The organism is Streptomyces sp. NPDC059917 (assembly GCF_042730635.1).
Classification (GTDB): Bacteria; Actinomycetota; Actinomycetes; order Streptomycetales; family Streptomycetaceae; genus Streptomyces.
Genome location: NZ_JBHWLC010000033.1, coordinates 76417 through 87484 on the forward strand (window position 1 = coordinate 76417; position 11068 = coordinate 87484).

The 11068-nt window shown below is 71.6% G+C and carries 11 protein-coding genes; 5 read left to right on the plus strand and 6 right to left on the minus strand.

Annotation, left to right across the window (positions count from 1 at the left end; all coding sequences use genetic code 11):
- Positions 1-108: 108 nt before the first annotated feature.
- Positions 109-984, minus strand: a complete 876-nt coding sequence (nth, locus tag ACFWAR_RS20465; RefSeq protein WP_385779075.1) for an endonuclease III — start codon at positions 982-984, stop codon at positions 109-111.
- A 343-nt stretch (positions 985-1327) separates the two neighbouring features.
- On the opposite strand from nth, the gene ACFWAR_RS20470 reads away from it, so the two are divergent.
- Together ACFWAR_RS20470 and ACFWAR_RS20475 are read left to right on the plus strand one after the other, a co-directional pair.
- Entirely contained in the window at positions 1328-2002 is a 675-nt protein-coding gene (locus ACFWAR_RS20470) for a Crp/Fnr family transcriptional regulator (protein ID WP_003981529.1), read from the plus strand.
- Positions 2003-2119: 117 nt separating this feature from the next.
- On the plus strand, positions 2120-2920 hold the full coding sequence (locus ACFWAR_RS20475) for a nucleotidyltransferase domain-containing protein (RefSeq protein WP_385779078.1): 801 nt from the start codon (positions 2120-2122) through the stop codon (positions 2918-2920).
- Here the strand turns inward: ACFWAR_RS20475 and ACFWAR_RS20480 are convergent.
- The 4 genes from ACFWAR_RS20480 to ACFWAR_RS20495 all read right to left on the minus strand — a co-directional run bounded on the left by ACFWAR_RS20480 (position 2917) and on the right by ACFWAR_RS20495 (position 5424).
- Positions 2917-3777 carry an MBL fold metallo-hydrolase gene (locus ACFWAR_RS20480; RefSeq protein ID WP_385779080.1) on the minus strand — a complete coding sequence of 287 codons (861 nt, stop codon included), beginning with the start codon at positions 3775-3777 and terminating at the stop codon, positions 2917-2919. The two genes, ACFWAR_RS20475 and ACFWAR_RS20480, sit on opposite strands and share 4 nt — an antisense overlap.
- Positions 3774-4688, minus strand: coding sequence for an NUDIX hydrolase (locus ACFWAR_RS20485; RefSeq protein ID WP_385779083.1), 915 nt, complete (start codon positions 4686-4688; stop codon positions 3774-3776). Before ACFWAR_RS20485 ends, ACFWAR_RS20480 begins: the two co-directional genes overlap by 4 nt.
- A gap of 98 nt (positions 4689-4786) precedes the next feature.
- Positions 4787-5266 (minus strand): RidA family protein, encoded by a 480-nt coding sequence (locus ACFWAR_RS20490; RefSeq protein WP_385779085.1) that lies wholly within the window; start codon positions 5264-5266, stop codon positions 4787-4789.
- Complete coding sequence (locus ACFWAR_RS20495; RefSeq protein ID WP_007264966.1) at positions 5263-5424, minus strand: DUF4177 domain-containing protein; 162 nt, start codon at positions 5422-5424, stop codon at positions 5263-5265. The genes ACFWAR_RS20490 and ACFWAR_RS20495 overlap by 4 nt, the downstream gene beginning before the upstream one ends.
- Before the next feature lie 96 nt (positions 5425-5520).
- On the opposite strand from ACFWAR_RS20495, the gene ACFWAR_RS20500 reads away from it, so the two are divergent.
- Entirely contained in the window at positions 5521-6501 is a 981-nt protein-coding gene (locus ACFWAR_RS20500) for an ArsA-related P-loop ATPase (RefSeq protein WP_385779087.1), read from the plus strand.
- Positions 6498-7943: an ArsA family ATPase gene (locus tag ACFWAR_RS20505; RefSeq protein ID WP_385779089.1), complete on the plus strand. Its 1446-nt coding sequence runs from the start codon at positions 6498-6500 to the stop codon at positions 7941-7943. The genes ACFWAR_RS20500 and ACFWAR_RS20505 overlap by 4 nt, the downstream gene beginning before the upstream one ends.
- Positions 7944-7960: 17 nt before the next feature.
- Here ACFWAR_RS20505 and ACFWAR_RS20510 read toward each other — a convergent pair whose 3' ends face one another.
- Positions 7961-8311: a WhiB family transcriptional regulator gene (locus tag ACFWAR_RS20510; RefSeq protein WP_330331229.1), complete on the minus strand. Its 351-nt coding sequence runs from the start codon at positions 8309-8311 to the stop codon at positions 7961-7963.
- A gap of 385 nt (positions 8312-8696) precedes the next feature.
- Between ACFWAR_RS20510 and ACFWAR_RS20515 the strand changes: the two genes are divergently transcribed.
- On the plus strand, positions 8697-11018 hold the full coding sequence (locus ACFWAR_RS20515; RefSeq protein WP_385779092.1) for a transglycosylase domain-containing protein: 2322 nt from the start codon (positions 8697-8699) through the stop codon (positions 11016-11018).
- The last annotated feature ends 50 nt before the right edge of the window (positions 11019-11068 follow it).

Genomic DNA, 11068 nt, shown 5'->3' on the forward strand with positions numbered 1-11068 from the left:
TTCCTCGCCCCATCGACGTGGACGTGGACATGGACATGGACGTAGGCGTGGACGTAGGCGTGGACATGGACATGGACATCGCCTTGGACATCGCCATGGGCCGCCGCCTCACGACCCCGCGCCGAGCGGGGCCGCCGGACGGCCCGGATAGTCGGCGGGCGGGGTCAGCCGCTGGCCCGGATGCCCGCCCATCTCGTACTTCAGGAGCAGCTTCGCCTTCTCCGGATCGGTCTCGCCCTCGCCGTACGCCGGGCAGAGCGGCGCGATCGGGCAGGCGCCGCAGGCGGGCTTGCGGGAGTGGCAGATCCGGCGGCCGTGGAAGACGACCCGGTGCGAGAGCATCGTCCACTCGCTCTTCGGGAAGATCGCGCAGATCTCCGCCTCGACCTTCTCCGGGTCCTCCTGCTCGGTCAGCTTCCACCGGCGCACCAGGCGCCCGAAGTGGGTGTCGACCGTGATCCCGGGGACCCCGTAGGCATTGCCGAGGACCACGTTGGCCGTCTTGCGGCCCACGCCGGGCAGGGTGACCAGGTCCTCGATGCGGCCCGGCACCTCGCCGCCGAAGCGGTCCCGCAGGGCGGCGGAGAGGCCGAGCAGCGACTTGGCCTTCGCCCGGAAGAACCCGGTCGGCCGGATGATCTGCTCCAGCTCCTCGGGCACGGCCGCGGCCATGTCCTCGGGGGTGGGGTAGGCCGCGAAGAGGGCCGGGGTCGTCTGGTTCACCCGCAGGTCGGTGGTCTGCGCGGACAGGACGGTGGCCACGAGCAGCTCGAAGGGGTTGCGGAAGTCCAGCTCCGGATGGGCGTACGGATAGACCTCGGCCAGTTCGCGGTTGATCCGGCGGGCGCGCCGGACCATGCCGAGGTGGCTCTCCGCCTTCGCCTTCTTCACGGGCCGCACCTTCGCTTCCCCGGCCGCCGCCGCCTTCGCCGCCTTCGCCGTCTTCGCTTCCTTCGCGGCCGTCGCCGTTCCCGCTTTCTTCACCGCGGGTTTCTTGGCCGAAACTTTGCCCTTCGCGGGCGGCGACCCCTCCGGAGTCGACCCGGAAGTGGCGTGTTCGCCCACAGCTGAATTATGGGCCGCGGTCACACCCGCGGACCCCTTGGCCTGTGCTCTCACCGGCTTATTGGACACCCGGCCAGCCTAAGGCCGGGCGCTGACACCCGCCCGGACCTCTGGTAACACCACTCCGATTGGCCTCTCGCCGCACAGCACACCCGTATGTCCGGCATCCTTGTGACTTGAGTGACTGATCGCACTGTTTAAGGCGTCCGGCAAAATGGGGGACGAAGGTCCCCTGACGCCGGTCGACATAGGAGAGAGACTCGTGGACGACGTTCTGCGGCGCGCCCCGCTCTTCGCGGCGCTCGATGACGAGCAGGCCGCGGAGCTCCGCGCATCCATGGGCGAGGTGACCCTCGCCCGCGGTGACGCCCTGTTCCACGAGGGCGACCCCGGCGACCGCCTGTATGTGGTGACCGAGGGCAAGGTGAAGCTCCACCGCACCTCGCCCGACGGCCGCGAGAACATGCTGGCCGTGCTCGGCCCCGGCGAGCTGATCGGCGAGCTCTCGCTCTTCGATCCCGGCCCGCGCACCGCCACGGCGACCGCGCTGACCGAGGTCAAGCTGCTCGGCCTCGGCCACGGCGACCTCCAGCCCTGGCTCAACGCCCGGCCTGAGGTCGCGACCGCGCTGCTGCGCGCGGTGGCCCGCCGCCTGCGCAAGACCAACGACCAGATGTCCGACCTGGTCTTCTCCGACGTTCCCGGCCGTGTGGCCCGGGCGCTCCTGGACCTGTCGCGCCGCTTCGGCGTGCAGTCCGAAGAGGGCATCCACGTCGTGCACGACCTGACGCAGGAGGAGCTGGCGCAGCTCGTCGGCGCCTCCCGCGAGACGGTGAACAAGGCCCTGGCCGACTTCGCCGGGCGCGGCTGGCTCCGCCTCGAGGCGCGCGCCGTGATCCTGCTCGACGTCGAGCGGCTGGCGAAGCGCTCGCGCTGACGCCGTACGCCGACCCGCGACACCCGTGAAGGGGGTCCCGCCCGTTCAGGGCGGGGCCCCCTTTCGCGCGTCCCGGCCTCCGCCGGGACCCGGGGCCGGGGTGCCACAGTGATCCGCATGGGACACAGAGGGCTGGACTCCGAGGGGTTCATCGAGCGCGAGGGCGCCCTGGGGCGGGTGCCCGCGCCCTTCCGGGACGTGGTCGCCGCCGCGCGGGCGCGGATCGCCGAGGCGTACGGGCAGCGGCTGCACAGCGCCTACCTGTACGGGTCCGTGCCGCGCGGCACCGCCCGGCCCGGCCGCTCGGACCTGGACCTGCTGCTCGCCCTGCACCGCGAGCCCACGGGCGAGGACCGGGACACCGCCGAGGTGCTCGCGCGCGGGCTCGACCTGGACTTCGCGCAGACGGACGGCGCCGGCATCCTGCTCTACGGCAAGGAGACCCTGCTCAGCGACGCGGAGCGGCACGACCTGGGGTGGTTCCTCGCCTGCCTGTGCACCCCGCTGCTCGGTGCGGACCTGGCCGAGCACCTGCCGCGCTACCGCCCGGACGCGCTGCTCGCCCGGGAGACCAACGGCGACCTGGACGACGTACTCGCCACCGCGCGCGAGCGGGCCGCGGCGGCGCGGACGGACGCGGAGCTGCGCAAGCTGAACCGTTTCCTCGCACGGCGGCTCGTGCGCACCGGCTTCACCCTGGTCATGCCCCGCTGGGGCGGCTGGACCAGCGACCTGGCCGAGTCGGCGCGGGTGTTCGCCGACTACTACCCGGACCGCGCCGACCAGATGCGCGCGGCCGCCGCCGAGGGCCTCGACCCCGGCACCGACCGGGAGGTCCTGCGCACGCACCTCGACGACCTCGGCCCGTGGCTCGCCGCGGAGTACACCGCCCGGCACGGCCGCAGGTCCCCTCGCTAGAGCGTGCCGTCGGTCTCCGGGCCGCCCGGGATCAGGCCGTGCTCGCGCAGGTACTCCAGCTGGGCGCGTACGGACCATTCGGCGGCCGGCCACAGCGAGCGGTCCACGTCGGCGTAGACGTGGGCGACGACCTGCTCGGCGGTGGCGAACCCGTTCTCCACCGCCGTCTCGATCTGGGCGAGCCGGTGCGCGCGGTGCGCCAGGTAGAACTCCACCGCGCCCTGCGCGTCCTCCAGGACCGGCCCGTGGCCCGGCAGGACGGTCCGCACCCCGTCGTCGACGGTCAGGGAGCGCAGCCGGCGCAGCGAGTCGAGGTAGTCCCCGAGCCGGCCGTCGGGATGCGCGACCAGCGTGGTGCCGCGGCCGAGGACGGTGTCCCCGGTCAGGACGGCCCCGTCGGCCGGGAGGTGGAAGCACAGCGAGTCGCCGGTGTGGCCCGGGGTGGGCACCACCAGCAGCTCCAGGCCACCGACCCGGATGACGTCGCCGCCCGCGAGGCCCTCGTCCCCCAGGCGCAGCGCCGGGTCCAGGGCGCGCACCTTGGTCCCGGTCAGCTCGGCGAAGCGGCCCGCGCCCTCGGCGTGGTCGGGGTGGCCGTGCGTGAGCAGGGTCAGCGCGATCCGCTTGCCCGCCCGCTCGGCCGTGTCGACCACGTTGCGCAGGTGGCCCTCGTCCAGCGGGCCCGGGTCGATGACCACGGCGAGGTCGGAGTCCGGTTCGGAGACCAGCCAGGTGTTGGTGCCGTCCAGCGTCATCGCGGAGGGGTTGGGGGCCAGTACGTTCACCGCGCGCGCGGTGGCCGGACCGGAGGCGACGGTCCCGCGCGGCTGGCCCGGCAGTGCGGCGGCATAGGTCACGGTGTGCCTCCCTGGCGGACCCGCTTGGTGAACTCGTCGTGGCCCGGCCAGCTGAGCACCAGCTCGCCGTCCTCCAGCGTCGCCCGGGCCAGCACCGGGGCCAGGTCCTGCCCCGCGGCCGCCGCGAGCGCCTCGGCGGCGCTCCCGTACGGTTCCAGCGAGCGCAGGGTGGAGATGGTCGGCGGCATCATCAGCAGCTCGCCCCCGTCGTAGCCGGCCGCGGCCTCGCTCGGGCGGATCCACACGGTCCGGTCCGCCTCCGTGGAGGCGTTGCGGGTGCGCTGGCCGGCCGGCAGGGCGGCCACGAAGAACCAGGTGTCGTAGCGGCGCGGCTCGAACTCCGGGGTGATCCAGCGGGCCCAGGCGCCGAGCAGGTCGGAGCGCAGCAGCAGGCCCCGGCGGTCCAGGAACTCGGCGAAGGACAGCTCGCGCGCGACCAGCGCCCGCCGGTCGGCCTCCCAGTCGTCCCCGGTGGTGTCGCCGACGACCGTGTCGGGGCCCTCACCGGCGAGCAGGACCCCGGCCTCCTCGAAGGTCTCGCGGACCGCGCCGCAGATGATGGCCTGGGCGGTCGCGCTGTCCGTGCCCATGCGCGCGGCCCAGGTCGCGAGGGGCGGCCCCGCCCAACCGATGCGGTGGTCCTCGTCGCGCGGGTCGACGCCGCCGCCGGGATAGGCGTACGCGCCTCCGGCGAAGGCCATGGAGGCGCGTCGGCGGAGCATGTGCACGGCGGGAGCGCCGCCGTCCGCCCCGTCGCGCAGCAGCATGACGGTGGCCGCGCGCTTGGGCGCCACGGGGGTCAACGACCCGTCGGCGAGGGCGCGGATGCGGTCGGGCCACTCGGGCGGGTACCACTGGCCGCCGGGGGCGGTGGACTCGCCGGTCGACTGGCCGTGCGGATCATTCGGCATGGCGGGATGCTACGGGTATCCGGCGGGATGTTCGAGAGCCCCCTGCCGCCCCACCCCGGAGGGAGCGGCGACAAGGGGCTCGGCGAAGGCGGAAGCGGCTAGACCTCGTCGGGGGTCAGCTCGACCAGGATCTCGACCTCAACGGGGGCGTCCAGCGGGAGCACCGCGACGCCGACGGCGCTGCGCGCGTGCACGCCGCGCTCGCCGAGCACCTCGCCCAGCAGCTCGCTGGCGCCGTTCAGCACGCCCGGCTGCCCGGTGAAGTCGGGGGCCGAGGCCACGAAGCCGACGACCTTGACGACGCGCGCGATCCGGTCGAGGTCACCCACGACGGACTTCACGGCGGCCAGGGCGTTCAGCGCGCACACGGCGGCCAGTTCCTTGGCCTGCTCGGCGGACACCTCCGCGCCGACCTTGCCGGTGACCGGCATGCTGCCCTTCACCATCGGGAGCTGGCCCGCGGTGTACACGTAGGCGCCCGAGCGCACGGCGGGCTGGTAGGCGGCCAGCGGCGGGACGACGTCGGGCAGCGTCAGGCCGAGCTCCGCCAGCTTCGCCTCTACGGCGCCGGTGCTCATGCCTTCTCCCGCTTGAGGTAGGCCACGAGCTGCTCGGGGTTGTTCGGTCCGGGCACCACCTGGACCAGCTCCCAGCCGTCCTCGCCCCAGGTGTCCAGGATCTGCTTGGTGGCATGGACCAGCAGCGGAACGGTCGCGTATTCGAACTTCTTGGTCATGGGAGCGAGCGTAGTGCCTGTCCCGGGACGTGATGCGCGACCCGTCCTGCCCCCACCGCCCACGGCGGCGGCACCGAGGAATTAGGCTCGGTCGCTGTGAGCAGGCTCCAGGTGATCAGCGGCAAGGGCGGCACCGGAAAGACCACGGTCGCCGCGGCATTCGCGCTCGCCCTCGCACGCGAGGGCGGACGCACGCTTCTGGTGGAGGTGGAGGGCAGGCAGGGGATCGCGCAGCTCTTCGGCGCGGAGGCGCTCCCGTACGAGGAGCGCAAGATCGCCGTCGCCCCGGGCGGCGGGGAGGTGTTCGGGCTCGCGATCGACGCGGAGCGGGCCCTGCTGGACTACCTCCAGATGTTCTACAAGCTCGGCTCGGCGGGGCGCGCCCTGAAGAAGCTGGGCGCCATCGACTTCGCCACGACGATCGCACCGGGCCTGCGGGACGTGCTGCTGACCGGCAAGGCGTGCGAGGCGGTGCGGCGCAAGGACAAGGCGGGCCGGTTCGTCTACGACCACGTGGTGATGGACGCGCCGCCGACCGGGCGGATCACCCGGTTCCTGAACGTCAACGACGAGGTGGCGGGGCTGGCCCGCTTCGGTCCGATCCACAATCAGGCGCAGGCCGTCATGAAGGTGCTCAAGTCCCCCGAGACGGCCGTGCACCTGGTGACGCTGCTGGAGGAGATGCCGGTCCAGGAGACCGTGGACGGCATCGCCGAGCTGCGGGCGGCCGGGCTGCCGGTCGGCCGGGTCGTCGTCAACATGATGCGGCCGCACCACCTGGACGAGGGAACCCTGCGGGCGGCCGCCGGGGACCGCCGCGCCGAGCTGGCGCGGTCCCTGTCCCGGGCGGGCCTGGGCGGCGCGCGCCGCGGGGGCCTGGCGGAGCGGCTGCTGGACCCGCTGCTGGAGCAGGCCGCGGAGCACGCGGGCCGGGTGGAGCTGGAGCGGGAGCAGCGCGCGGTCCTGGAGGGGCTCGACGTGGCGGCGTACGAACTGCCCCAGCTCGGCGCGGGGATGGACCTGGCCGGGCTGTACGAGCTGGCGACGGAACTGCGCAAGCAGGTGGGGACCGAATGAGCGAGATGCTGGGGAGCACGGCGACCATGGGCCTGGACACTCCGCCGCGACTGGCGGTCGACGCACTGCTCGACGACGCGAACACCCGGATCATCGTGTGCTGCGGCTCCGGCGGCGTCGGCAAGACCACCACGGCCGCCGCGCTGGGCGTGCGCGCGGCCGAACGCGGGCGCACGGTGGTCGTCCTGACCATCGACCCGGCGCGCCGGCTGGCCCAGTCGCTGGGCATCGACTCCCTCGACAACACCCCGCGGCGGGTCGCCGGGGTGGGCGGGCCCGGGGGCGCGCAGGGGGGCGGCGGCGAACTGCACGCCATGATGCTGGACATGAAGCGGACCTTCGACGAGATCGTCGAGGGGCACGCGGAGGGCGAGCGGGCCCAGGCGATCCTGGACAACCCCTTCTACCAGTCCCTGTCGGCCGGGTTCGCGGGCACGCAGGAGTACATGGCGATGGAGAAGCTCGGGCAGCTGCGCGCCCGGGACGACTGGGACCTGATCATCGTCGACACCCCGCCGAGCCGCTCCGCGCTGGACTTCCTGGACGCGCCGAAGCGGCTGGGGTCCTTCCTGGACGGGAAGTTCATCCGGGTGCTGATGGCTCCGGCGAAGGTCGGCGGCCGGGCCGGGATGAAGTTCCTCAATGTCGGCATGTCGATGATGACCGGCACGCTGAGCAAGTTGATGGGCGCCTCGCTGCTGAAGGACGTACAGACCTTCGTCGCCGCGATGGACACGATGTTCGGCGGCTTCCGGACCCGCGCGGACGCGACGTACCGGCTGTTGCAGGCGCCCGGTACGGCCTTCCTCGTGGTCGCGGCGCCCGAAGCGGACGCGGTGCGCGAGGCGGCGTACTTCGTGGAGCGGCTGGCCGCGGAACGGATGCCGCTGGCCGGGCTGGTCCTGAACCGGGTGCACGGCAGCGGGGCCGACCAGCTGTCCGCGGAGCGGGCGTTGGCCGCCGCAGAGAATCTTGAAGAGGGCGGCATTGTCGATCAGGAGTCCGGGAAAGCTGGACATCGTGGCTCCGCCGAGGACGGCTCCCCCGCCCCTACCGGCCCCGCCCCGAGCAACGGCACGGCTCCGCACGACTTCACGGCCGACACATCCCCGACCGGAACACCGACGGCCGACACGTCCACGGCCGACACCTCCGCGGCCGGCACGCCCCTGGCCGAACAGATCGCGGACGAGCAGATCGCGGACGAGCAGATCGCGCCCGCCGGAATCGGCGCGGACGAGATCACCGCGGGTCTGCTGCGCCTGCACGCCGAGCGCATGCAGGTGATCGCGCGCGAACGACGCACACGCGATCGCTTCACCTCGCTCCACCCGGAGGTGGCGGTGGCCGAAGTGGCCGCCCTGCCCGGCGATGTACACGACCTCGCCGGGCTACGGGCCATCGGAGAGCGGCTCGCGGCCGGGGTACCGGCCGGAGCGTAGACGGGCTGCGCGGGGGTCTACCCGGCTGCCGCGTACGTCTCGAACCGAAGATCGACCTCCGCATCGACATCCACGGTGAGGATGCCCGTACTGCGCTCGTACTCCGTACGGGCGGTTTCGAGCAGCCGTCGCCACGAGGTGACGGTGGGACGCCTGCGCAGCAATGCGCGACGCTCCCGCTCGGTCATTCCGCCCCACACGCCGAACTCGACGCGATTGTCGAGCGCATCGGCCAGGCATTCGGTCCGCACCGGACATCCGGTGCACACCGCCTTGGCCCTGTTCTGTGCCGCTCCTTGAACGAACAGTTCATCCGGATCGGTAGTGCGGCAGGCTGCCTGCGCACTCCAGTCGGTAACCCAGCCCATCCCGGCGCCGTCCTCTCCCGAATCGAGGCTCCCCCACGGCGGTAGCGGCATATTCACCGCTGCCAGTTGAGGACGTTACGGAAGGCGGGCACAGTGCAACACCCCCGTCGGGCCCAATCTTGAATGGTCCGAACGGACTATGGGTAAGCGGCAGATCACCCGACGGAGTGATCGGACGACATGCCCGACCATTCCGGCAATTCGGGTGAATCGACGGTGAACCCCCAGTGACGGGCGCGAGATTCGGACAAGAGTTCACCCCTTTCGGGAAGGGTGAAAACCACGCCGCAGGGTTGATGTCGCGCCACACTGCTGTGACAGTTGTTGCCAGCTTAGGCCAAGGCATTCGCATGTGTCCGGCGAATGAGAACGTAGGCTGCCCCTCATGGGAAAGAAGCGCTCAAGCGGAGGGCTCTCGGGGAGCCAACAGGCCGCCAGGTTCCTGGGGGTGTCCGTTCTCTCCGGAGTCGTGCTCGCCGGCATCGCGATCCCCGGCGCGGGCGCGCTGGGCCTCGCGGCCAAGGGCACGGTCGAAGGATTCGACGAGATCCCGGCCAATCTCAAGACACCGCCGCTGAGCCAGCGCACCACGATCCTGGACTCCGAGGGTGGCTTGATCGCCACTGTCTATTCGCGCGACCGCCAGGTCGTCCCGCTGACCGCGATCTCGCCGTACATGCAGAAGGCGATCGTCGCGATCGAGGACTCCCGCTTCTACGAACACGGCGCGGTGGACCTCAAGGGCATCCTGCGCGCCGTGAACCGCAATGCGCAGGAGGGCGGCGCCGCACAGGGCGCCTCCACGCTGACGCAGCAGTACGTGAAGAACGTCTTCGTCGAAGAGGCCGGTGACGACGAGTCGAAGGTGCGCGAGGCGCAGGAGAAGAGCCTCGGCCGCAAGATCCGCGAGTTGAAGTACTCGATCCAGGTCGAGGAGGAACTCGGGAAGAAGAAGATCCTCGAGAACTACCTCAACATCACGTACTTCGGCCAGCAGGCCTACGGAATCGAGTCGGCGGCGCAGCGCTACTTCAGCAAGCCCGCCAAGGACCTGACCCTGGACGAGGCCGCGCTGCTCGCGGGCATCGTCCAGTCGCCGAGCCGGTTCGACCCGGTCAACGACTCCGCGGAGTCGATGAAGCGCCGCAACGTCGTCCTCCAGCGGATGGCCGACATGAAGGACGTCTCGCAGGCGGAGGCGGACGCGGCGAAGGCCAAGCCCGTCACGCTGAAGGTCACCCGCCCCAAGAACGGCTGCATCACCGCCGTCAAGGGCGCCGGCTTCTTCTGCGACTACGTGCGCAACACCTTCCTGACCGACCCGGTCTTCGGCAAGACGCGCGAGGAGCGGGCGAAGGTCTGGAACCAGGGCGGCCTGACCGTGCGCACCACCTTGGACCCGCAGTCGCAGGAGTCGGCCAACGCCTCGATCAAGGAGCACGTCTACGCGGACGACTCGATCTCGACGGCCGTGACCATGGTCCAGCCGGGCACCGGCCGGGTCCTGGCGATGGGTCAGTCGAAGCCGTACGGCTTCGGGAAGAACGAGACGCAGATCAACTACTCCGTGGACAAGCGGATGGGCGGCTCCAACTTCGGCTTCCAGACGGGCTCGACCTTCAAGCCGTTCATCGCGGCGGCGGCCCTGGAGCGCGGGACGCAGCCGACCAAGGTCTACCCGGCGCCGTACGAGGTCGACTACCCGAGCCCGATCGCGCGCTGCGACGGCACGAACTACGTCAACCAGCGCGACCCGAAGACCAAGAAGTACGAGAAGGCGCAGAACGAGACCGAGGACGAGTTCGGTCCGTACGCGCTGAAGACGGCGATGGAGAAGTCCATCAACACGTACTTCGTCCAGATGATCGGCGACGTCGGCCTCTGCCCGGTCACCGAGATGACGCAGAAGCTGAACGTCGTCCCGGCCAGCGGCGAGAAGCTGCCCGAGTCCCCGTCCATCGCGCTCGGCTCCGCCGAGATGTCCCCGCTGACGATGGCCAACGCGTACGCCGCCTTCGCCAACCGAGGCGTCTACTGCACCCCGATCGCGATCGAGGCGATCACCGACTCGCACAACAAGGCGCTCCAGGTGCCGAAGAGCAAGTGCGACCAGGCGATGTCGGAGTCCACCGCCGACACCATCAACACCCTGCTGCGCGGGGTGGTCGACTCCGGTACCGGTGAGAAGGCCGGTCTGACCGACCGCGACAGCGCGGGCAAGACGGGTACCACGGACAACCGCTACAACGCCTGGTTCGTCGGCTACACCCCGAACATGTCCGGCGCGGTGTGGGTCGGCTCGGGCGGCGCGAAGAAGATCTCGATGGAGGACATCACCATCGGCGGGCAGTTCTACCCGAAGGTCTTCGGTGGTGGCCTGCCCGGTCCGATCTGGAAGGACGCCGTCTCGGGCGCCCTCTCCGGCCGCGAGTCCCCGACCTTCACCACGGTCAGCATCCCGGAGCCCTCGACCCCCTCGGGCGGCAGCCGCGGCAACGCGAACCCGCCGACCCAGAACCGCCCCGGCAAGCCGGGCAAGCCCGGTAAGCCGGGCGGCGACGGCAAGCCGGGCGACGGCTCGCCGGGCGGGCAGACGATCGCGGGCGCGACCACCGGCGACCCGGGCACCGGTACGCCGGGCATCCCCGACCCCGGCATCAGCATCCCGGCGGGCATCCTGGGCGAGCCGACGGGCCGCCGCCCCTAGGTACCCCCGCGGACGACATGAAGGAGGGGCCCCGGTCGCGAGAACGCGAC